This is a genomic window from Kitasatospora sp. NPDC059327, assembly GCF_042752535.1.
Taxonomy (GTDB): domain Bacteria; phylum Actinomycetota; class Actinomycetes; order Streptomycetales; family Streptomycetaceae; genus Kitasatospora.
This window is the reverse complement of record NZ_JBHYYB010000029.1, coordinates 1-22,254: the sequence shown is the minus strand read 5'-3', so window position 1 is coordinate 22,254 and position 22,254 is coordinate 1. Positions and strand designations below refer to the sequence as shown.

Annotated in this window: 16 protein-coding genes and 1 other RNA gene; 3 read left to right on the top strand and 14 right to left on the bottom strand. The window is 73.3% G+C overall.

Features of this window, described 5'->3' with window-relative positions; translation table 11 throughout:
• Nucleotides 1-141: 141 nt before the first annotated feature.
• The 3 genes from ACFXHB_RS19315 to ACFXHB_RS19305 all read right to left on the bottom strand — a co-directional run bounded on the left by ACFXHB_RS19315 (nucleotide 142) and on the right by ACFXHB_RS19305 (nucleotide 2,925).
• Nucleotides 142-1,752 (bottom strand): beta-N-acetylhexosaminidase, encoded by a 1,611-nt coding sequence (locus ACFXHB_RS19315; RefSeq protein ID WP_380575641.1) that lies wholly within the window; start codon nucleotides 1,750-1,752, stop codon nucleotides 142-144.
• A 197-nt stretch (nucleotides 1,753-1,949) separates the two neighbouring features.
• Nucleotides 1,950-2,231: a DUF3039 domain-containing protein gene (locus ACFXHB_RS19310; RefSeq protein WP_174315682.1), complete on the bottom strand. Its 282-nt coding sequence runs from the start codon at nucleotides 2,229-2,231 to the stop codon at nucleotides 1,950-1,952.
• A 109-nt stretch (nucleotides 2,232-2,340) separates the two neighbouring features.
• On the bottom strand, nucleotides 2,341-2,925 hold the full coding sequence (locus ACFXHB_RS19305) for a YqgE/AlgH family protein (RefSeq protein ID WP_380575639.1): 585 nt from the start codon (nucleotides 2,923-2,925) through the stop codon (nucleotides 2,341-2,343).
• 348 nt (nucleotides 2,926-3,273) lie between these two features.
• Here ACFXHB_RS19305 and murA point away from each other — a divergent pair, with 348 nt between their 5' ends.
• Nucleotides 3,274-4,614 (top strand): UDP-N-acetylglucosamine 1-carboxyvinyltransferase, encoded by a 1,341-nt coding sequence (gene murA / locus ACFXHB_RS19300; protein ID WP_380575637.1) that lies wholly within the window; start codon nucleotides 3,274-3,276, stop codon nucleotides 4,612-4,614.
• A gap of 84 nt (nucleotides 4,615-4,698) precedes the next feature.
• Here murA and ACFXHB_RS19295 read toward each other — a convergent pair whose 3' ends face one another.
• The 8 genes from ACFXHB_RS19295 to ftsE form a co-directional block, all read right to left on the bottom strand.
• A complete protein-coding gene (locus ACFXHB_RS19295) occupies nucleotides 4,699-4,980 on the bottom strand; it encodes an HU family DNA-binding protein (RefSeq protein ID WP_030059737.1) in 282 nt (93 codons plus the stop codon).
• 504 nt (nucleotides 4,981-5,484) lie between these two features.
• Nucleotides 5,485-6,957, bottom strand: a complete 1,473-nt coding sequence (locus ACFXHB_RS19290; protein ID WP_380575635.1) for an NAD-dependent malic enzyme — start codon at nucleotides 6,955-6,957, stop codon at nucleotides 5,485-5,487.
• Between the two features lie 331 nt (nucleotides 6,958-7,288).
• Nucleotides 7,289-9,592, bottom strand: a complete 2,304-nt coding sequence (locus ACFXHB_RS19285; protein ID WP_380575765.1) for a HelD family protein — start codon at nucleotides 9,590-9,592, stop codon at nucleotides 7,289-7,291.
• A 257-nt stretch (nucleotides 9,593-9,849) separates the two neighbouring features.
• Nucleotides 9,850-10,231, bottom strand: a transfer-messenger RNA (tmRNA) gene (ssrA, locus tag ACFXHB_RS19280).
• Nucleotides 10,232-10,339: 108 nt separating this feature from the next.
• Nucleotides 10,340-10,816: an SsrA-binding protein SmpB gene (gene smpB / locus ACFXHB_RS19275; protein WP_380575633.1), complete on the bottom strand. Its 477-nt coding sequence runs from the start codon at nucleotides 10,814-10,816 to the stop codon at nucleotides 10,340-10,342.
• Nucleotides 10,817-10,873: 57 nt separating this feature from the next.
• The gene (locus ACFXHB_RS19270) at nucleotides 10,874-12,016 is read right to left on the bottom strand and encodes a S41 family peptidase (protein ID WP_380575631.1); all 1,143 of its coding nucleotides are present in this window, start codon (nucleotides 12,014-12,016) and stop codon (nucleotides 10,874-10,876) included.
• A gap of 110 nt (nucleotides 12,017-12,126) precedes the next feature.
• Nucleotides 12,127-13,038 carry a permease-like cell division protein FtsX gene (gene ftsX, locus ACFXHB_RS19265; protein ID WP_380575629.1) on the bottom strand — a complete coding sequence of 304 codons (912 nt, stop codon included), beginning with the start codon at nucleotides 13,036-13,038 and terminating at the stop codon, nucleotides 12,127-12,129.
• Nucleotides 13,039-13,098: 60 nt separating this feature from the next.
• The gene (gene ftsE, locus ACFXHB_RS19260) at nucleotides 13,099-13,788 is read right to left on the bottom strand and encodes a cell division ATP-binding protein FtsE (RefSeq protein WP_184919059.1); all 690 of its coding nucleotides are present in this window, start codon (nucleotides 13,786-13,788) and stop codon (nucleotides 13,099-13,101) included.
• Nucleotides 13,789-14,137: 349 nt separating this feature from the next.
• On the opposite strand from ftsE, the gene ACFXHB_RS19255 reads away from it, so the two are divergent.
• Nucleotides 14,138-14,332, top strand: a complete 195-nt coding sequence (locus tag ACFXHB_RS19255; RefSeq protein ID WP_380575627.1) for a hypothetical protein — start codon at nucleotides 14,138-14,140, stop codon at nucleotides 14,330-14,332.
• Nucleotides 14,333-14,417: 85 nt separating this feature from the next.
• On the opposite strand, the gene prfB is transcribed toward ACFXHB_RS19255, so the two are convergent.
• The 3 genes from prfB to ACFXHB_RS19240 form a co-directional block, all read right to left on the bottom strand.
• Complete coding sequence (prfB, locus tag ACFXHB_RS19250) at nucleotides 14,418-15,530, bottom strand: peptide chain release factor 2 (protein WP_380575626.1); 1,113 nt, start codon at nucleotides 15,528-15,530, stop codon at nucleotides 14,418-14,420.
• Nucleotides 15,531-15,587: 57 nt separating this feature from the next.
• On the bottom strand, nucleotides 15,588-16,847 hold the full coding sequence (locus ACFXHB_RS19245; RefSeq protein ID WP_380575624.1) for a serine/threonine-protein kinase: 1,260 nt from the start codon (nucleotides 16,845-16,847) through the stop codon (nucleotides 15,588-15,590).
• 212 nt (nucleotides 16,848-17,059) lie between these two features.
• The gene (locus ACFXHB_RS19240) at nucleotides 17,060-18,940 is read right to left on the bottom strand and encodes a protein kinase (protein ID WP_380575623.1); all 1,881 of its coding nucleotides are present in this window, start codon (nucleotides 18,938-18,940) and stop codon (nucleotides 17,060-17,062) included.
• 414 nt (nucleotides 18,941-19,354) lie between these two features.
• On the opposite strand from ACFXHB_RS19240, the gene ACFXHB_RS19235 reads away from it, so the two are divergent.
• On the top strand, nucleotides 19,355-22,213 hold the full coding sequence (locus ACFXHB_RS19235; RefSeq protein ID WP_380575622.1) for an FtsK/SpoIIIE domain-containing protein: 2,859 nt from the start codon (nucleotides 19,355-19,357) through the stop codon (nucleotides 22,211-22,213).
• The last annotated feature ends 41 nt before the right edge of the window (nucleotides 22,214-22,254 follow it).

Genomic DNA, 22,254 nt, shown 5'->3' with positions numbered 1-22,254 from the left:
CGGAACTGCCCGATTGGGACGCATACCGGGCGGTATCTGCTCCGGCCCGAACCGGACCGGAGCAGATGTTCATCTGTTCTTGACGTCGGATGACCACTCAGAAGTTCCCGGGCGCCACCGGAGCCGGTCGTCGGACCGCGGTCAGACCACCGGCGGCGGACCCTCGATCGGGCGGCCGGCCACCCCGGGCCGGCGCTGCCAGGGGTGCGGCCCGGCGGCCGGCCGGTACTCGACGCCGAGCGCGTCCAGCACCGCCCGGTGGGACTCCATCCGGCGCTCGAAGCCCGCGTAGTCGCGCTCGGCCGGGTCGGTGGGCAGCGCGGACCAGGCCACCTCCGAGAAGGCCGCCAGCCGGGGGAAGGCCCGGTAGTCGATGTCCCGGGCGCTGTCCATGAACTCGCTCCACAGGTTGGCCTGGGTACCGATCACCCGACGGGCCGCGACCTCGTCGAGCTGCGCCGGCACCGGCTCGAACCGGTACACGTCCTCCAGGGTGCGGACGAAGCCGACCGGGATCGGCTCCTCCGCGCCCGGGGCCTGCCGGTGGTCCAGGTAGACGTGCTGCTCGGGGCACATCACCACGTCGTGCCCGGCCTGCGCGGCGGCGATCCCGCCGCCGTAGCCGCGCCAGGAGGAGACGGCGGCACCGGGGGCCAGCCCACCCTCCAGGATCTCGTCCCAGCCGATCAGCCGGCGCCCGCGCTCGGCCAGCCACCGGTCGAAGTGGCGGATCACCCAGCTCTGCAGCTCGTCCTCGTTGCTCAGGCCGAGCTCCCGGATCCGTTCCTGGGCCGCGGCGCTGTCCTTCCACTGCTCCTTCGGGCACTCGTCGCCGCCCAGGTGGACGAACTCGGACGGGAAGAGCTCCAGGACCTCCTCCAGCACCCCCTCGAAGAACCGGACGGTGCCCTCGGAGGGGTTGAGGACGTTGTGGCTCACCCCCCAGTCGGTCCACACGCCCAGGGCCGCGGTGTCCACCACGTCGGTGTTGCCCAGCTCGGGGTAGGCGCGGATGGCGGCCTGGGAGTGCCCCGGAAGGTCGATCTCCGGCACGACGGTGATCGCCCGTTCGGCGGCGTACGCGACGATCTCGCGCAGGTCGTCCTGGGTGTAGAAACCGCCGTGCGGGCGGTCGTCGCGGCGCTGGGCGGACCGGTAGCCGACCATCGAGCGCTCGCGCCAGGAGGCCAGCTCGGTGAGCTTCGGGTACCGCTTGATCTCCACCCGCCAGCCCTGGTCGTCGGTCAGGTGCAGGTGGAGCACGTTGAGCTTGTGCGCGGAGAGCTGGTCGATGAAGCGCAGGACGTCGGACTTGGGCAGGAAGTGGCGGGCGACGTCCAGCAGCGCGCCGCGCCAGCCGAAGCGGGGGGCGTCCTCGATGTCGACGCCGGGCAGCACCCACCCGGTGTCGCGCAGCGGGGCCCGGCGGTAGGCGTCCGGGCCGAGCAGCCGGCGCAGGGTCTGGGCGCCCCAGAGCGCGCCGGCCGGGCCGCCGGCCGTGACCACGGCGTGGCCGGGGCGCACCGCGATCCGGTACGCCTCACCGGCCAACGATCCGTCGTGGACCAGTTCGATGCCCTCGCCGGGGCGCCCCGGGCCGAGCGGCAGTCCGGTGGCGGTGGTCAGCGCGGTGCGCAGCCACCGCTCGGCGCCGGCCAGCGCCGGCGGCGCGGTCAGGGTGGTGCTGCGGTCGAGGGGGAAGTCCTGGTCCTGGAGGCGGACGGAACTCAAGGGGGCGGGAATGAGGTCCATTCCGCCATCCTGCCCCCGGCCCGGCCAACTGGCATAGACCACTCCGCACAATGTGGCACAGTGCAAAACGGCGCTGTGCACAACGGCACTGCGCACAACGGCGCGGACCGCCGTGCGCGACGGCGCCGCGCGGGGCGACGCTCCGCGCGGCGGCACCCCGCCGGACCGCCCGGGACGCCCGGGCCGGACCGGACCGGCTACTTGTCGTCGCCGCCCTTGCCGTCCTGCGGCTTGCCGATGCCGTCGTAGATCTCCTTGCACATCGGGCAGACCGGGTACTTCTTCGGGTCGCGGCCGGGCACCCACACCTTGCCGCAGAGCGCCACCACGGGGGACCCGGAGAGCGCGCTCTCCATGATCTTGTCCTTCTGGACATAGTGCGCGAAGCGCTCGTGGTCGCCGTCGCCGTTGGACACCTGGGGGACGGGCTCGACCAGGGTGCCGGTGCCGAGGCCGCGCTCGGGCTCAAGAGTGCTCATAGGTGCCAAGTCTATGGGCGCCCCGGGAAACCCGGCCAGTGTCGTGCCGGTGACGCCGCCCGCTCGACCGGCGCGGCGCTCCGGACGGGGCCGCCGAGGTCCGGGCCGGTCAGTTCAGCGTGGGGTCGTCCGGGTACGTCGCCAGCAGCGCCAGCGGACCGCGCTGACGGCGCAGCACGGCGCGCCACAGCCGCTCCGGCTCGGGATTGGAGATGTCCCCCGGCTCGCAGTCGACCAGGTACCAGGCGCCGGTGCCGAGCTCGGCCTCCAGCTGGCCCGGCGACCAGCCCGCGTACCCGGCGAAGATCCGCAGACCCCCCAGCTCCCCGGCCAGCACCTCGGGCGGCGCCTCCAGGTCGACCAGGCCGATCGCCCCGTGCACCCGCCGCCAGCCGAGCGGCTCGACGGTCTCCGGCTCCCCCGGCGCCACCGCCAGGCCGAGCGCCGAGTCCAGCGCCACCGGCCCGCCCTGGAACACCACGGCCGGGTGCCCGACCAGGGCGCCCCAGCCGTCCAGGACGGTGCCCACCTCCACCGGCGTCGGCCGGTTGAGGACCACACCGAGCGCCCCCTCGGCGTCGTGGTCGAGGAGGAGCACCACCGCCCGGGCGAAGTTCGGGTCGGTGAGCACGGGCGTCGCGACGAGCAGGCGGCCGGTGTGCGACCGGCCTCCGGGGGTGTGGGCCGCCGTCATGTCTCACATGATCCCGCAGAACCACCGGGGCCGGACACCTCAACGCGAAGCCGGCCGACGAAGACCCGCCACCCCGCGCGGACATCCACGCGGACACCCTCACGAACAGCCGCGCGAACACCCGTACGGACGCATCGGCGGGCGGAGGACCACCCCGAGAGAGCACCATCACGGGAGAGGCACACGGGAACCACCGAGACGCCTACTACCATCTACTGATGGTGGACGCCCTTATACGGTGCCGACTCGGTCACACCGGGGGCCCGAGCGCGCCCGTACGACCGGTCCACCGCCCGGCTCCCACCCGGAGCCGCACCCACTCCTCTGGCACCCCGGATTGCGAGAACGATGACCGACGACGTCCTGCTGGTCCACGGCGGAAACCCGCTCGAAGGCGAGATCCGCGTCCGCGGTGCGAAGAACCTGGTCCCCAAGGCCATGGTCGCCGCCCTCCTCGGGCAGGGCCCCAGCAGACTGCGCAACGTCCCGGACATCCGCGACGTCAAGGTGGTCCGCGGTCTGCTCCAGCTGCACGGGGTGACCGTGCGCACCGGCGACGAGGACGGCGAGCTGATCCTCGACCCCTCCCACGTGGAGAGCGCCAACGTCGCCGACATCGACGCGCACGCCGGCTCCTCGCGCATCCCGATCCTCTTCTGCGGCCCGCTGCTGCACCGCCTGGGCCACGCGTTCATCCCCGGCCTCGGCGGCTGCGACATCGGCGGCCGCCCCGTCGACTTCCACTTCGAGGTGCTGCGCCAGTTCGGCGCCAGCATCGAGAAGCACCCGCAGGGCACCTACCTGGTGGCCCCGCAGCGACTGCGCGGCACCCGGATCGAGCTGCCCTACCCCTCGGTCGGCGCGACCGAGCAGGTACTGCTCACCGCCGTCCTGTGCGAGGGCGTCACCGAGCTGCGCAACGCGGCCGTGGAGCCGGAGATCGTCGACCTCATCTGCGTCCTGCAGAAGATGGGCGCGATCATCACCATGGGCACCGACCGGACCATCCTGATCACCGGTGTGGACGAGCTCTCCGGCTACAACCACCGCGCCCTGCCGGACCGGCTGGAGTCCGCCTCCTGGGCCTGCGCGGCGCTGGCCACCAAGGGCGACATCTACGTCCGCGGCGCCCGCCAGCTGGAGATGATGACCTTCCTCAACACCTTCCGGAAGGTCGGTGGCGCCTTCGAGGTGGACGACGAGGGCATCCGGTTCTGGCACCCGGGCGGCGAGCTCAAGGCGATCGCGCTGGAGACCGACGTCCACCCCGGCTTCCAGACCGACTGGCAGCAGCCGCTGGTCGTCGCGCTGACCCAGGCGACCGGCCTGTCGATCGTGCACGAGACGGTGTACGAGTCGCGGCTGGGCTTCACCGGGGCGCTGAACCAGATGGGCGCCCACATCCAGCTCTACCGCGAGTGCCTGGGCGCCACCCCGTGCCGCTTCGGCGCCCGCAACTTCCAGCACTCCGCGGTCGTCTCCGGCCCGTCCAAGCTGATCGGCTCCGAGCTGGTCATCCCGGACCTGCGCGGCGGCTTCTCGTACCTGATCGCGGCGCTGGCGGCCGAGGGAACCTCGACCGTGCACGGCATCGACCTGATCAACCGCGGCTACGAGAACTTCATGGAGAAGCTTCGCGACCTCGGCGCCCACGTCGAGCTGCCCAGCGAGCGGCTGGTCACCGCCTGACCGGCGGCCGCCGGTGGGCGGCCGGCACGGCGAGAGGCCGGGCTCCCCGAAGGGAACCCGGCCTCTCGGCGTTCAAGGGGTTGCTCAGGCGCCCTTGGCGGCTTCCTTGAGCTTGGAGCCCGCGCTCACCTTGGCGCTGTAGCCGGCCGCGATCTGGATCGGCTCACCGGTCTGCGGGTTGCGGGCGGTGCGGGCAGCGCGGTGGGTGCGCTCGAAGGTCAGGAAACCGGGGATGGTGACCTTCTCGTCGCCCTTGGCGACGACCTCGCCGACGATCTCGGCGAAGGCGGCCAGAACGGCGTCGGCGTCCTTGCGGGTCACCTCGGCGCGCTCGGACAGCGCGGCCACCAGCTCACTGCGGTTCATGTGTACTCCTGTGGTCTGTTCGCTTGCGGTGTACGGGGGCCCATCGGTACTCCCTCCGGGGGCACCGGATAGGCCGCAGGTCCGCACACAGTGCTCATTCAGGCAATGCGTGGTCGCAGGCCGGGTTCGCGCCCTGTGCCGCGGTCGGTGCCCTCGAAGGCCCGTCTGCCTGCCTGGATACGAATCCTGCCCCGACCGGCCCCGAGAAAGCCAATCGGGCCCCGGCCGTGCCACCCGAACAACGCCCTCCCGCCGGAGGTGTGACGCTCCGTCGGCTCCGGCGGACCGGCGCGGGCGGCGGTCGGGACGACGCGCCGGAAGACCAGGGGGACGTTCCGTACTTGTCGGACACGCCTGCCCCGTGCAGGGCTACCGTACGCCCTAGGCACGACAAGCCCAAACACGCCCCTCGCCCTTGTGTCGCAAGGGTTCGGGGCGGACTTGGGTGGGTAGGGACGCCAATCGGTCATTTGACCGATCCGCGCCACGTGTCCCACGGCTCCGTCAGAGCCTGACGACGGGGAAGGAGGAGGTGTCCAGGGTGCCGACGATGCCCGGGGTCGGCCGGGACGGCGCCGGGTCCTCCTGGGCGCCGGCCAGCGCGGCGTCCCGGACGGCGGCGGCCACCGTCTTGGCGACGTCCTTGTGGAAGACGCTCGGGATGATGTAGTTCGCGTTCAGCTCGTCGTCCGCGACGGTGGTGGCCAGGGCCCGGGCCGCGGCGATCATCATCTCGGTGTTCACCGTGCGGCTCTGGGCGTCCAGCAGGCCGCGGAAGACACCGGGGAAGACCAGCACGTTGTTGATCTGGTTCGGGAAGTCGCTGCGGCCGGTGGCGACCACCGCGGCGGTCTGCCGGGCGATCGCCGGGTCGACCTCCGGGTCCGGGTTGGCCAGCGCGAAGACGATCGCGTCCCCGGCCATGGTGGCCAGGTCGTCGCCGTCGAGCACGTTCGGGGCCGAGACGCCGATGAAGACGTCGGCGCCCGCCACGGCCTCCTTGAGGCTGCCGGTGCGGCCCGAGCGGTTGGTGTGCTCGGCGATCCAGCGCAGCGAGTCGTTGAGGTCGTCACGGCCCTGGTGGACCACGCCCCGGACGTCCGCGACGGTGGCGTGCTCGACGCCGGCCGCCAGCAGCAGCTTGAGGATCGCGGTGCCGGCGGCGCCGGCGCCCGACATCACCACCCGGATGTCGCCGATCTCCTTGCCGACCACCTTGAGCGCGTTGGTCAGCGCCGCCAGCACCACGATCGCGGTGCCGTGCTGGTCGTCGTGGAAGACCGGGATGTCCAGGGCCTCGCGCAGTCGGGCCTCGATCTCGAAGCAGCGCGGCGCGGAGATGTCCTCCAGGTTGATGCCGGCGAAGCCGGGGGCGATCGCCTTGACGATCGCCACGATCTCGTCGGTGTCCTGGGTGTCCAGGCAGATCGGCCAGGCGTCGATGCCGGCGAAGCGCTTGAACAGGGCCGCCTTGCCCTCCATGACCGGCAGCGCGGCCGCCGGACCGATGTTGCCCAGGCCCAGCACCGCCGAGCCGTCGGTGACCACCGCGACGCTGTTGCGCTTGATGGTGAGGCGGCGGGCGTCCTCGGGGTTCTCGGCGATCGCCAGGCAGACCCGGGCGACACCCGGGGTGTAGATCATGCTCAGGTCGTCACGGTTGCGGATCGGGAGCTTCGAGGACATCTCGATCTTGCCGCCGAGGTGCATCAGGAAGGTACGGTCCGAGACCTTGCCGATCGACACGCCGTCGATCGCCCGGAGCTTCTCGACGATCTCCTCGCCGTGCGCGACCGAGGACGCGGCGACCGTCACGTCGATCCGCAGGGCCTCCAGGCCGGAGGCGGTGACGTCGAGGCCGGTGACCGAGCCGCCGGAGGACTCGACCGCCGTGGTGATCGCGCTGACGGCGTTGCCCCTGGCCGGGACCTCCAGCCGCACCGTGATCGAGTTGGAGACACTGGGCACCGTCGCCATCGACGTTCCTTCTTCCGTCCGGTCAGCTGCTTCAACAGAATGTTGAAGCCCTTCGCCTGCGCATGCTAGACCTCGATCGTCGCACCTACCAGGGCGAAGCCAGAAATAACGTTCATTGAGTGTGCGGACTCGACAACTTCTTGCCTCGCCGGGCAGATGCGTTACATTGGACGGGACACCGGCTCGATCCAAGCCCCCGGGCCCAACCTTCGTCCCTTCGAGGGACCACTTGCCGCGAGGCGAGCATGGCGGGTCGGTGTCATCAACGTCTGAAGGCCCCTCACCGGTGGTGAGGGGCCTTCTTCGTGCGCCGACGCGCCGTGACGGACGGTCAGCCGTGCAGCAGCGCGGGCACGCCGGCCGCGTCCGGCAGGTCGTCCGGACCGGAGAGCACCGTCAGCCGCTGGGTCGCCCGGGTGAGCGCCACGTAGAGCACCCGCAGGCCGGCCTCCGACTCGCCGGCGATCCCGGTCGGGTCGGCGACCACGGTCGCGTCGTACTCCAGGCCCTTGGCCTCCAGGCTGCCCAGCGCCACCGCGCGGGCGCCCAGACCCTCGATCCACCCGGCCGCCTCGGCCCGGCGGTCCATCGGCACGACGACCGCCACGGTGCCGTCCACCTCCGCCAGCAACCGGTCCAGCTCGGCCCGGGCCGCCTCGCCGAACGCCCGGGGCGACGGATCGGTGACGGCCGCGAAGCGCGGCTCCACGCCGACATGGCGCACCGCGCTCGGCGAGGGGGTGCCCGGGGCCGCCAGCGCCAGCACCTTGGCCGCCACCTCGGCGATCTCGGCCGGGTTCCGGTAGTTCACGGTCAGCGTGTAGCGGCGGCGCGGCTTGCCCGCCAGCACCTCGTCCAGCGCGCCCTGCGCCTCCTGCGGGAACGGCCAGGAGGACTGCGCCGGGTCACCGACGATCGTCCAGGTGGCCGTCCGGGCGCGGCGGCCGATCATCCGCCACTGCATCGGGGTGAGGTCCTGCGCCTCGTCCACGATGATGTGCGCGTACTCGGTGCGTTCCACCGGCACGCGCTCGCGCTGTCTGGAGTTGCGGTCGGCGAAGGTGGTGACCTCGTCCAGCCCGCTCAGCAGGTCCACCGCGTCGACCTCGCGGACCTTCGGACGGGCCGACTCGCCGAGCAGCACCTGGAGCTCGTCCACCAGCGCCACGTCGTGCGCCGACAGCTCGCCCTCGCCGCGCTCGGACAGGTGCCGCCAGGAGCCGGCCAGCACCCTGGCCTCCTCCGGGGTGACGGCCCGGCGGGCGATCCGGTTGGTGTGCCGGCTCTGCTTGAGCGTGCCGAGCACCCGGCGCGGGCTCAGCGCGGGCCACCAGGCGTCCAGGAAGTCCAGGAACGGCGCCTCGTCGGAGACGTAGTCGTCGAAGGACTCCTTCTCCTCCTGGCGCTGCTCCCGGGCGTAGTGGTCGGTCGGCCTGGGCAGGTGCCGGGTGACCTCCTGCCAGAGCGCGTCCAGCAGCAGCCTGCGGGCGCGCGGGCGCAGCAGGTTCAGCGGGGTGCCGCCCGAGCCGATCACGTTGCCGCGGACGGCCTTCAGGCGGCCGGCGTCCAGCCGCAGCACCTCGCCGCGGGCGACCACCTTGAGCTCCTGCGGCGCGCCCAGCTCCAGCGCGGCCCGGGCGGCCCGGCGCAGCAGCTGCGTCATCCGGGCCGAGCCCTTGATCCGGGCCGCCTCCGGGGTGTCGTAGGTGCCCGCCTCGATGCCGTCCACCAGCGAGCCGACCGCGCGGATCGCGACCTGCCCCTCCTCACCGAGCGAGGGCAGCACGCCCTCGGTGTAGGAGACCAGCAGCGGGGTCGGGGAGACCACCAGGATGCCCCCGGCGTAGCGGCGGCGGTCCTGGTAGAGCAGGAAGGCGGCGCGGTGCAGGGCGACGGCGGTCTTGCCGGTGCCGGGGCCGCCGGTGACCAGGGTGGCCCCGGCCGCGGCGGCGCGGATCACCTCGTCCTGCTCCTTCTGGATGGACGAGACGATGTCGCGCATCGAGTGGCTGCGGGCCCGGCCGAGCGAGGCCATCAGCGCGCCGTCGCCGACCACGGCCAGCTCGCGACCGTCCAGGGTGGGGGTGAGGTCGGGGCGCAGCAGGTCGTCCTCCACCCCGATCACCTTGCGGCCCTTGGAGCGGATCACCCGGCGCCGGACGACCCGGCCGGGCTCCAGCGGCGTGGCGCGGTAGAAGGGCGCCGCGGCCGGCGCCCGCCAGTCGATCACCAGCGGGCCGTACTCGGCGTCCAGCACTCCGAGCCGGCCGATGTGCAGGGTCTCGGCGACGGCCGGGTCGGCCGGGTCGAGCGGGGTGTCGGAGGGAATTCCGTACTCCTCCGGGGCATCGGCCTGCTGGAGGTCGATCCGGCCGAAGAGGAAGTCCTCGAACTCGTTGTTGAGCCGTTGGAGGTGGGCGCCGGCCCGGTACACCTGGGCGTCGCGCTCGGCGAGCGCGCCGGGGGTGCCGACCTGCACGCGCTTGGCGGCGTCCTCCAGGATGTACTCGGCCTCGGCGAGCTTCTCCTCCAGGCGGTGGTACACGTTGTCGAGGTGACGCTGTTCCCCGGCGATCTCGCGCTCGCGGACGGTCTCGGAATCGGTGACGGCGGTGGTGTCCGTGTTGCTCTGCATGGCCTCGGTGGTTGCGGCGGAGTACTGGGTGGAGCCGTGCTCGCCCAAGAAGCCCCCTGACGTACGTCCTGCGATGGATGGGGTCCGGCTCGGGAAACGAGCGGACGGAAAATCCTACGCCCCCGCCCCTCCTCCGCGCCGCACCAGGGCCGGACTGCGTGGGGAGGAGGGGCGGCGGAACGACACCTGGAGGGCCCCGGGGACGCACGAAGGCCGCCCCCCGCTGAGCGGTGGGCGGCCTTCGATCAAACATGGGGTGGTGGAGATGCCGGGAATCGAACCCGGGTCCAGTGGAGTGGATTCAGGACTTCTCCGAGCGCAGTCCGCTGTGAGTTTCTCGGCCCTGGCAGTCACGCGGACAAGCCGCCAACAGGCCCAGCTGCTGTTTGATTTCCCATCCACCCCCGCAGCCCGGGCGGACGGTTGAGTTCCCTAGATTATGCCAGGGTCCGGGTCGGGAACTCCCCGGTCTGACACCCAAGCACTCTTAGCTGTTATTAGGCAGCGAGAGCGAACTGCTGGGAATCGCGCTTAGAGTTGGCGATTATTTGTTTGCGACAGATGGTTAACGAGATCATTGCCGCGTTCCTCGGCTCGCTTCTCCTGTTTCGACTTCCCCTGTCGAAACCGATCATCCCCATGTTTTGTTGAGAAACAACTCGGACGGTAGCCGTCCGTGGTGCTGGCGCCATCCTACGCGAGGCGGCCTGCGAGGGTCCAGCGGATTGACTCCGACGTGGCCGGCGGTCAGCTCTGCCGACGCCGCGCCGCCGCCACCGCGCGTGCCGTCTCACGGGTGTCCTGCTTCTCGCGCAGCGTCTGGCGCTTGTCGTACAGCTTCTTGCCGATGGCGAGCGCCAGTTCGAGCTTCACCCGGCCGTCCTTGAAGTACAGCGAGAGCGGGATCAGGGTGTGGCCCGCGTCCCGGACCTTGGCCTCGATCTTCTGGATCTCCAGCCGGTGCAGCAGCAGCTTGCGCTTGCGCCGCGCGGCGTGGTTGGTCCACGTCCCCTGGGTGTACTCGGGGATGAAGACGTTGTCGATCCACGCCTCGTGGTTCTGGATGTAGGCATAGCCGTCGACCAGGTTGGCCCGCCCTTCGCGCAGCGACTTGACCTCGGTGCCGGTGAGCACGAGACCGCACTCGTAGGTGTCGAGGATGGTGTACTCGTGTCGCGCCTTCTTGTTCTGCGCGATCAGCTTGTGTCCGGTTTCCTTTGCCATAACGCCGTCATTCTCGCATCCCGACGCGGCGACGAGCAGCCCCTTTACCGCCGCGCCTCAGGTCCGGGTCCCGAGCCCCGCGAGCACCCGCAGGGCCAGCGCGCCGGCGTCCTCGGTGCCGGCCGCGGGGACGTCGGGCAGCAGGCCGACGCCCTCCGGGGAGCGGCCGGCGGGGGTGTAGTAGCGCCCGACGGTCAGCTCCAGCACCGCGCCGTCGGCCAGCCGGCTGGGCTGCTGGACGGTGCCCTTGCCGAAGGTCCGGCCGCCCACCACTACGGCCCGGCTGCGGTCCTGCAGGGCGCCGGTGAGCAGTTCGGCGGCGCTCATGGTGCCGCCGTCCACCAGCACCACCAGCGGGACGCGCTGGTCGCCGCCGGGCGGGGCGGTCAGCTCCCTCGTCCCGCCGCGCTCCCGGTAGGAGCCGACCGGGCCGCCGTCCAGGAAGACCGCCGCGGTGCCGGCGGCCTCCTCGACCAGCCCGCCGGAGTTCCCCCGCAGGTCGAGCACCACCCCGTGGGCGCCGTGCGCGGCGGCCCGCACCTGCTCGGCGACGCCGCTGGTGAAGGCCCGTACGGCGATCCGCACCACCCCCTTGTCCAGGCGTTCGACCGCGACCTGCTGGCTGTCCAGCAGGGCCCGGCACAGCCGGACCTCGCGGACCTCGCCGTCGCCGCGCCGGACGTCCAGGGTGACCTCGGAGCCGACCTGGCGCTCGCCCTCGCGCCCGCGCAACCGGGCCACCACCTCGGTGACCGGCAGCCGGTCGGCCTGGTCCGGGCCGATCCGCAGCAACCGGTCGCCGACCGCGATCCCGGCGGCGGCCGCCGGTCCGCCCGGCTGCACCTGGGAGACCGTGGTGAGCCCGTCCTGACCGCGGCCGACCGAGAGGCCCACGCCGAGGTAGCGGCCGTCCAGGCCCTGGCTGAACTCGGCGTACTCCTGCGCGCTGTAGTAGGCGCCCCAGCGGTCCCCGTTGGCGCCGATCAGGTGCTCGGCCTGCTGCTCGGAGAGGGCGGCGCCGGCCGGGTCCTGGCCGGCGCCGAGCGTGGCGACGGCCGCCGGGGCCGCGTCGGCGGAGGGGCGCGGGCGCGGTGCGGCCGGGTCGCCCCAGGCGCCGGTCGCGGCCCCGGCCAGCAGCACGGCGCCGAACACCAGGCTGAGGGTGGCCGCCTGACGTGCTCTGCGCGGAGTTTCTGGCATGGCATCGGAGTGTAGGCGCAGCGTGGAGCACGGCGGGCCGGATCGGCCGACGGCGAAACGCCGACGGCCCCGTACGGCGCAGTGCCGTACGGGGCCGTTCGGGGCCGGGGTCAGACCTTGAGGTACTTGCGCAGCGTGAAGAACGCCGCGATGCCGGCCATGCCCATACCGACCACCACCAGCAGCGGTATCACCGCCAGGACCGAGCCGAGCCCGATGAAGTGGATGAACTGCACCCGGTCGGCCAGCCAGCTGTGGACGAAGAAGTGCCCGCCGAGCAGCAGTCCGGAGGCCATCACCGCGCCGAGCAGCGCGGCGAAAGCGGCCTCGGCGATGAACGGCATCTGGACGTAGAAGTTCGAGGCACCGACCAGGCGCATGATGCCGGTTTCGCGCCGCCTGCTGAACGCCGACACCCGGACGGTGTTGACGATCAGCAGCAACGCCACGAAGAGCATCAGCACCATGATCACGAAGGCCGCCGTCTGGAGACCGTTCAGCAGGCCGAAGAGGTTCTCCAGGATCTTGCGCTGGTCCTCGACCGACTTCACACCGGGCTTGCCGGCGAAGGCGCTCTGGATGACGTCGTACTTGGTCGGGTCCTTCAACTTCACCCGCCAGGACTGCGGGATGGCCTCCGGACCGAGGACGGAGATGAGCGGGTTGTCCGGGTTCATCTCCTTCCAGTGCTTGTACGCCTCGGCCGAGTCCTCGAAGGTGGAGGTCTGGACGACCGAGTCCATCTTGTCGAGCTGGGTCTTGATGTCGGCGACCTGCTGGTCGGTGGCCGCGCCGTTCTGGCACTGCGGCGAGTTGCGGGCATCCGACTTGGTGCAGAAGTAGATGCTCACCTCGACCTTGTCGTACCAGTACCCCTTCATGGAGTTCACCTGGTCACGGACCAGCAGGGAGGCACCGGCGAGGGCGAGGGAGAGCGCGACGCTGACGACGACCGCGATGGTCATCGTCAGGTTGCGGCGGAGACCCACACCGATCTCCGACAGGACGAACTGGGCGCGCATGCGGGTAACAACTCCAGGGTCGGTTGCTGGTCGGGCGAGACGGGCCGGCGGCCTACGGGATCAGTGCTGGTACCCGTAGACGCCGCGGGCCTGGTCGCGGACCAGCAGCCCCTTGTCGAGCTCGATGACGCGCTTGCGCATCTGGTCGACGATGGCCTGGTCGTGCGTGGCCATCAGCACCGTGGTGCCGGTGCGGTTGATCCGGTCCAGCAGCTTCATGATGCCGACCGAGTTCTGCGGGTCCAGGTTTCCGGTGGGCTCGTCCGCGATCAGCAGCATCGGGCGGTTCACGAACGCCCGGGCGATCGCCACGCGCTGCTGCTCACCACCGGACAGCTCACCCGGCATGCGGTCCTCCTTGCCGCCGAGGCCGACCAGGTCCAGCACCTCGGGCACCACCTTGTTGATGGCGCTCTTGGGCTTGCCGATCACCTCAAGGGCGAAGGCCACGTTCTGCGCGACCGTCTTGTTGGGCAGCAGGCGGAAGTCCTGGAAGACGGTGCCCAGCTGGCGGCGCATGTGCGGCACCTTCCAGTTGGACAGCTTGCCCAGGTCCTTGCCCAGCACGTGCACCTCGCCGACGCTGGGGCGCTCCTCGCGCAGGCACAGGCGCAGGAAGGTGGACTTGCCCGAGCCGGACGAACCGACCAGGAAGACGAACTCACCCTTCTCGATCTCCAGCGAGACGTTGTCCAGGGCGGGACGGTTCTGCTTGGGATAGGTCTTGGAGACGTTGTCGAATCTGATCACGGCTGCATCACGGAGGCCATCCTAGGCGGCGCCAGTCCTCGGTAGATCCACCCCGGGCGGCCGGCCCAGGGGCGGGCGGAGGGAGCGGAAACGGCCGCTCCCGGCTTGGGACCATACGCGAACCGGCGCCCGGCTCGCAGGGCCGGTCCGGGACGACGACCGAATCTTGGGAGATAATATCCGGTTATGCCCCGAAAATTTGGAGGCATCTCACAGCCCGGGGGCCGGAACGGCCGGAACCTGGCAGAGTGGAGGTGGTGGCCGGGGTTGGCCACTCCCCCGCACAGGGCAAGAACAGGAACCAAAGCCCCGTCCGGTGCGTTGGCTGTAGCAGCGAGGAGGAGATCGCATGACCTGCGACCATCTGGTGTGCGCCAACTGCAACGGCCGCGTGAGCGACGGCCGCTGCCCCGTGTGCCGCGCCAACCGGGCCCGGCTGCAGGAGCAGCAGGGTCCGTTCGCCACGCTCTCCCCCGTGATGCTGCTCGCCCTGCTGGCCGGGCTGATCGCGGTGGCACTGATCGCCCGGCAGGCGCTGGCCTGAGCCCTGACCGACATGCGGAAGGCCCCCGACGGAGATCCGTCGGGGGCCTTCCGCGCTGTGCGGCCCGCCGGGGCGGGCCTCACGCTCAGTTCGCGGCCGTCTCGCGCTGCTTGCGCCACCGGATGCCGGCCTCGATGAAGCCGTCGATGTCGCCGTCCAGCACGCCCTGCGGGTTGCCGACCTCGTACTCGGTGCGGACGTCCTTCACCATCTGGTACGGGTGCAGCACGTAGGAGCGCATCTGGTTGCCCCAGGAGCTGCCGCTGTCCTTGAGCGCGTCCATGGCGGCCCGCTCCTCCTGGCGACGCCGCTCCAGCAGCTTGGCCTGGAGGACGTTCATCGCGGACGCCTTGTTCTGGATCTGCGAGCGCTCGTTCTGGCAGGAGACCACGACGCCGGTCGGGAGGTGCGTGATGCGCACCGCCGAGTCGGTGGTGTTGACGCCCTGACCACCGGGGCCGGAGGCGCGGTAGACGTCGATCCGCAGCTCGGACTCGTCGATGTCGACGTGGTCGGACTGCTCGACGACCGGGAGCACCTCGACACCGGCGAAGGAGGTCTGCCGGCGGCCCTGGTTGTCGAAGGGCGAGATGCGGACCAGGCGGTGGGTGCCCTGCTCGACCGAGAGGGTGCCGTAGGCGTAGGGCGCCTTGACGGTGAAGGTCGCGGACTTGATGCCGGCCTCCTCCGCGTACGAGGTGTCGTACACCTCGGTGGGGTACCCGTGCCGCTCGGCCCAGCGCAGGTACATGCGCATCAGCTGCTCGGCGAAGTCGGCGGCGTCCACGCCACCGGCCTCGGCGCGGATGTTGATCAGCGCCTCGCGGGCGTCGTACTCGCCGGACAGGAGGGTCCGGACCTCCAGCTCCTCGACCGCCTTCATGACGGACCCGAGCTCCTGCTCGGCCTCGACGCGGGTGTCCGCGTCGTCCTCGGCCTCGGCGAGCTCGAACAGGACACCGAGGTCGTCGATGCGGCCGCGCAGGCCCTCGACGCGGCGCAGTTCGCCCTGGAGGAAGGAGAGCCGGCTGGTCACCTTCTGCGCGTTCGCGAGGTCGTCCCACAGGTCGGGGGCGGCTGCCTCCTCCTCCAGACGCGCGATGTCGGCCCGGATCTTGTCCAGGTCGAGGACGGCCTCGATCGACCCCATGGTCGTGTCGAGGTTCTTGAGCTCTTCGGAAGGATCGACGGCTGCCACGCACCCAGGGTAATGGTTCCGGGGGGGCACCTGACGACACCGGGGTCGTCCGGTCGCCTACGGAGCCCGCGGCGGCGCGGAGTGGACGACCGGGCGGGGGGCCTGCCCGGTGCCCGGGGCGGTGGCGGCGAAGGCGGTCCAGGCGGCGGCCGCGCCGGCCAGCAGCAGGACGGTGGCCAGCAGGACCGCCAGCACCCGGCGGCGGCGCAGCAGCGCCTGGCGGTCCCGGCGGTGGACCGCGCCCGGGGCCGTGCGCTGGGCGCGGGACTCGGCCGCGTAGGAGGCCAGCTCCTGCGCGGAGGGGCGGCGCAGGCTGGTGTGGGTGTCCCGGGTGGAGTCGGGGGCGACACCGGGCACCAGCGGGACGGCCGGGCCGCGGCGGCGCTTGTGCGTACCGGGGCCGGCGTCCACCTCGGCGTACACCGCCTCGCCGGGGGTCAGCTGCTCCTCGGCGGGGGCCCGGCCCTGCTGCGGGACGGCCAGCACCGGCAGACCGGCCAGCGCGGGCAGCTGCTCGCGCAGGCGCGCGGCGAGCTCGGCGGCGCGCAGTCGGGAGGCCGGGGCCTTGGCCAGGCACTCGGCGATGATCCGCCAGAGGCCGTCGGGCAGGCCGGGGACGGGCGGCACCTGCTCGGTGACGTGGCGGCGCAGCACCGCGCCGGTGTGGCCGCCGCCGAACGGGGTGACGCCGGCCAGCACCTCGTACAGCACGGTGGCGAGGGCGTAGATGTCGACGGCGGCGCGCGGCTCCAGGCCCTCGATGATCTCGGGCGCGAGGTAGTCGGGGGTGCCGATGATCCGGGTGGCGCGGGTCCGGCGCGGGGCGTCGACCAGGCGGGCCACGCCGAAGTCGGTCAGCTTGGCGCGCGGGGCGCCGCCCGGCCCGGGGGCGGCGGCGAGGTCGAGCAGGACGTTCTCCGGCTTGACGTCGCGGTGGACGATGCCGGCGGCGTGCGCGGCGGCCAGGCCGTCGGCGACGTCGGCGATGACCGAGACGGCGGTCTGCGGGGTGAGCGCGCCGTCGCGCTCCAGCCGGGAGCGCAGGTCGGTGCCCTGGACCAGCTCCATCACCAGGGCGAGGTCGCTGCCGTCGACCACCATGTCGCGCACGCCGACCACCCGGGGGTGGTCGAGGCTGGTCAGCGCGGCGCGCTCCTGGACGAAGCGGCCGACCAGGACCTGGTCGGCGGCGAGGTCCTCGCGCAGCAGCTTGACCGCGACCGGGCCGTCCGGGCCCTCACCGAGCCAGACCGTCCCGGCGGAACCCCGGCCGATCACCTGGTGGACGGTGTAGCGGCTGCCGATCTTGCGTGCCAATGCTGCTCCGTGGGCGGCGGGAGCGCACGGGGAGGGTCCGGTGCGCTCGGTGGGGCGGGACAACAGCGACCAACCTACGCGCCCGGACACCCTTCGCGGGTCGCCTGAGGGCGCTCGGCGGGCATTGGCGGGCGAGAAATGTCGCGGATTGTCGACAAAGCGTCAATGTCGCCGCCGGGCCCGGCTCCTGGTGCGGCGCCGGGCCCCCGAGATCAGCTCTTGGAACTGCCGACGATATTGCCCACCCAGTCGCTCGCGCTGCTGAACCAGCTCTGGATGTCGGCCCAGTACTGCGGCAGCGGCGTGAAGTTCCACAGCGCCACCGCCGCCACGGCCAGCACCAGCAGCACCATCAGACAGCCCTTGAGGCAGCCGAGGCCCGGGATGTACATCCGGTTGCGGCTGCGCGGTCGCGGCTCGCGGGCGGGCGCGGGCTCCCGCCGGGCGGGCTGCGGCGGCGCCTCGCGGCGCTGCGGGGGCTCGCGGCGCTGCGGGGCGGGCGGCTCCGCCCGGCGCGGTGCGGCGGGCTGCGGCGGCGCCTGGTGGCCGCCGGGCGGGCCCGCCTGGGGGCTCTGCTGCTGGCCGTACGGCTGCGGGGGCTGGTAGCCCTGCGGCGGGCGGCCCTGCTGGGACGGCTGGTTGTAGCCGCCGGGCGGCTGCGGGCGGCCGCCCGCGGGGGCCTGGCTCCCGTACCCGCCCTGCCCGCCCTGGCCCCCCTGCCCGGCCTGATAGGGCGGCGGGGCGACCGGCGGACGCTGGGCGTAGCCGGGCGGCGGGGCCTGCTGGTAGCCGCGCGGCGGCGGCTGCTGGGGATAGCCCTGCGGTCCCCGCGGCCCGGGCCGGCCGGCCTGCCCGGCCTGATAGGGCGGCGGGGCGACCGGCGGGGCCTCGAAGTCCTCCGGATCGAAGTAGCCGATCTCGGTCTGCTGGTTGCGGTCACGGGCGGCGCGCAGCTGGGTCTGCCAGGGGTGCGGCGCCTCCGGCTGCGGCGGCCCCGCCGGGGTGGGGGGCATCACCTGGGTGCGGTCCGCGGCGCCGTACGGGGCGGCGGGCGGCTGGGTGCCCATCACCCGGGTCGCGGCCGCCGGATCGTACGGCTGGGCCGGCGGACCGGCCGGCAGCACCTGGGTCCGGTCCTCCGCGACACCACCGGCCGCGACGCCCGGCACGGCGGCCGGCCGCGGGTCCGGCAGCAGCAACGCGCCCACCGCGAGCGCGGCGTCCACCGCCGCCGGGGAGGCGTGCACGCCGACCCCGGCCGCGACCACCCGCAGCGCGTGCGCCAGCGCGACGGCGCTCGGACGCTGGGCCGGGTCCTTGCGCAGGCAGCGCTCGATCACCGTCCAGAGCGGGTCGGGCATGGTGGAGGGGCGCTGCGGCTCCTGGGCGAGGTGTGCCTGGAGGATCTGCAGCGGGCCGTCGCCCTGGAACGGCTGGCGACCGGTGACCAGCTCGTAGAGCATGATCCCGGCTCCGTAGACGTCGACCGCGGAGGTCTGCGGGCGGCCCTCGGCGGACTCCGGCGCGACATAGGCCGGGGTGCCGACGAACTCGTGGGTGCGGGTGATGCCCGGGGAGTCGGCGAGGCGGGCGATGCCGAAGTCGGTCAGCATCGGGTGCATCTGCTCGGTGCCGTCCACCAGCGTGGAGGCCAGCAGCACGTTGGCCGGCTTGAGGTCGCGGTGGACGATGCCGTCGGCGTGGCTGGCCGCCAGCGCGTCGGCGACCTGGGCCATCAGCAGGGCGCCGGCGATCGGGCTGAAGGGACCGTTGCCGCGCAGGTAGCGGGACAGGTCGGGGCCCTCGATCAGGTCCATCACCAGGGCCAGCAGCTCGCCCTCGACGACCAGGTCGCGGACCTTGACGATGTTGGGGTGGGTCAGCCGCAGCAGCAGCGAGCGCTCGCGCAGGAAGCGCATCACCACGTCGGGGTCGGCCGCCAGCTCCTCGCGCAGCACCTTGATCGCCACCGACTGGCCGGGCTCGCTGCCGGGCACGACGACGTCCGCGCGCACCCGCCCGCGCCACACGGTGCCGGTGGCCCCCCGTCCGAGGGTCTCCTCAAGCACATACTTGCTGCCGACTGGCCGCACCTGTCGCACTCCTCGCCGTGCCGCCCGCGCGGGGCGCTCCTCCGCAGGTGCGGTGAGCCTGCCGGGCCCGTGTTCCGGCCACTCTAACGGTGTCCGTTCACGTTTTTGGGGCGACCGGCGAGGGGTTCCGGACGGGTCGCGGGGGCGGTTCCCTGGGGGCCGCCGAGGTCGGCGGGCCGGGGCGGGCCGGGCGGCGGTTGACCTGACACTCCGTCGCCCCCACCATGGCGATGATCGCAAGATCGTCAAATCCGGTACCGTGCGCGGACTGTCGGTGACGGATGGCAGGATGACAGTCGCCACTCTTGTGGCCCCTTGTCGTCGCGGCCACCCGCAGGGACGCCGACCGTCGGCAGGCAGGGCGGCAAGCGCCGGCACCAGGCGTCAGCACCAGCAGAAGGGACCGCGGGCGAGATGCAGATCCGGCTGACCGTCCTCCGACCGCGCAGCGGCCCGGCCGCCGCCGGCTCCGCCATCCCCTACGTGGACGTGCTGGTCACCGCACCGGTCGGTACCGCGCTCGGCTCCCTCGCGGGCGCCCTCGCGGGCGCCGTGGGCGTGCGCGGCCCGCGGGCCGCCACCCATGTGCACCTGTACGCCGGGGCGCATCGGGTCGACGAGCACACGCTACTCGGCCACCCACCCCTGTTGGACGGCGCCGTCCTCAGCCTCAACGAACCCGACCCGACCGCCGAGGACCCCGACGACGGCCCGGCCGCCGCCGAGCTGCGGGTGGTCGGCGGCCCCGACGCCGGCGGCGTGCACCGGCTGCACGGCCGGGAGATCCGGGTCGGCCGCTCCGGCGCGGCCGACGTCCCGCTCGACGATCCGGACGTCTCCCGTCTCCACCTCGCCCTGCACCTCGGCGAGGACGGCCGGATCACCGTCCGCGACCTCGGCTCCACCAACGGCACCACCCTGGACGGCCGGATCGTCCCGCCCGGACCGGCCGAGGAGGCCGTCCCGCTGGAGGGCGGCGGCCTGCTGCGGATCGGCGAGTCCACCCTGCGGATCTCCCCGCCGGAGACCGGCGGCGGCCCGGGAGCGCCCGCCCGCGCGGCACTGCCCGACGGCCACGGCCACCTCCAGCTCGCCGCCCCCGCCCCCGCGCGGCCCGCGCCGCCGGTGGCCGAGCCGCCCGCCGCGCCCGAGCCCCCGGCCGGCCGCGCCCGGGGCCTGCTCTCGCTCCGGCTCGGCCGCGCCGCCGCCGAGCCGCCCGGCCAGGAGAGCGCCGAGCACCACCACACCGCCGTCCGCAACCGGCAGGCCGCCGCCCAGCGCGAGCGCTGGCCCGACCTCGCCACCCTGCTGCTCAACGCCCTCGGCCCGGGCCCCCGGCTCTGGGAACGCGGCCCCGGCCACCCCGACGCGCTCACCCTGCGCCTCGGCACCGCCGACCGGCCCGGCGGCCCCGGCACCACCCCCGGCACCCTGCTGCCCGCCGTCCCGGTCACCCTCGACCTGCAGACCGCCGGCAGCCTCGGCCTCAGCGGCCCGCGCGAGCGGCTCGACGCGCTCACCCGCGCCGTCGTCGCCCAGCTCGCCGCCCTGCACCCGCCCACCGGTCTCAGCCTCGTCGTGGTCGACGCCGACCCGGCGCGCCCCGCGCAGGACCGCGTCGACACCTGGGCCTGGGCCCTCTGGCTCCCGCACCTGCGCCCCGCCGACGGCCAGGACTGCCGACTGCTGGTCGGCCTGGACGACGATCAGGCGACCGCCCGCCTCACCGAACTCACCACCCGGCTCAGCGGGCCGACCGGCCTCGGCGGCCACCCCGCCACCGTGGTCGTGGTCGACGGCCGCCCGCCCGGCGAGAGCGCCCGGCAGGCACTCGACCTGCTGCTGCGCCAGGGCCCGGCCGTCGGGATCTTCCCGATCTGCCTCGCCGAGCAGCCCGAGCTGCTGCCGCGCGGCCTCGGCGCCACCGCCCTGGTCACCGGTGAGGTCGGCACCCAGCTCTCGCTCGACCGACCGGTCGCCCGCGGCCGCGAGACCCTGCACGAGGTCTCGCTGGACGCCGTCTCGGACGCCTGGGCCGAACGGCTGGCCCGCGTCCTCGCGCCGCTGCGCGAGGCCGCCCCGGCCACCCGCGGCCCACTGCCCGACGCGCTGCGCCTGCTCGACCTGCTGCAGCTCGACACCGTCACCCCCGCCAAACTCTCCGCCCGCTGGGACGCCCACGCCGGCGGCATCGGCGCCGCCACCGCCCTGCTGGGCACCACCCGCGACGAGCTCTGCACGCTCGACCTCGCCGACCCCGAGCTCACCGTCCCCTCCCCCGACCCGGGCGGTCCGCACCTGCTGATCGGCGGCGCGCGCGGCTCGGGCAAGACCGAGCTGCTGCGCACCCTGGTCGCCTCGCTGGCCGTCTCCGAGCGGCCCGAGCGGCTGGCCGTCTCCCTCGTCGAGGGCCGGGCGACGGAGGACGGCCTGGACGGCTGTACCGAGCTGCCGCACGTCACCGGTCTGGTGAACGCCGCCACCGATCCGCGCGCCGCGCTGCTCGCCGCGGAGGCGCTGGAGGACGAGCTGGCCCTGCGCGAGCGCCTCTTCGACGGCCTGGACTTCGCCTCCTGGCACGCGGCCCGCATCCTGGACGGGGAGCGCGGCCCGGACGGGGAGCCCGACCTGGAGGCGGAGCGGCCCGCCGTCCCGGTACCGGCCGCGGTCGGCGCCGCCGGCACCACCGCCCCGACGACCACCGCCAAGATCATCCACCCCCGCAGCGGCGGTTCCCCCCGGCCCGCCGCCGCCCCCGCCCCCGCGGTACCCGCCCGGCTGGTCGTCGTGGTCGACGACTACGACGCCCTGCTCGCCCCGACCTCCCCGGCCGGCCGGCCGCTGACCCGCGCCCTCGCGGCCGTGGCCCGTCGCGGCGGGCCGCTCGGCGTGCACCTCGCCGTCACCACCGGCCACCCGGAGGAGAGCGCCGGCACCGAGGTCGACGAGGCCGCGCTGCTGCGGATCGCCCTGCGCACCGACGACCCGGCCGACTCGGATCTGCTGATCCACCTCGGCGACGCCGCCGCGCTGGCCGAGGACACCCCCGGTCGCGGCTACCTGCGACTGCCCGACGGCGGTGTCACCGCGTTCCAGAGCGCCCGGATCAGCGGCCGCATCCCGCGGACCGCGACCCTGCGGCCGACGGTGGTCGCCATCGACCCGCTCCAGCTCGGCGCCCCGCCGGCCCGCCGGCCGGTGCGCGAGCTCGGCAACGGCCCGACCGACCTCGCCCTGCTGGCGAGCGCGCTCCAGCGGGCGGCCACGCACTGACGCGGCGGGGTGGGGGGGGGGCCCCCCGCCACCCCCACCCC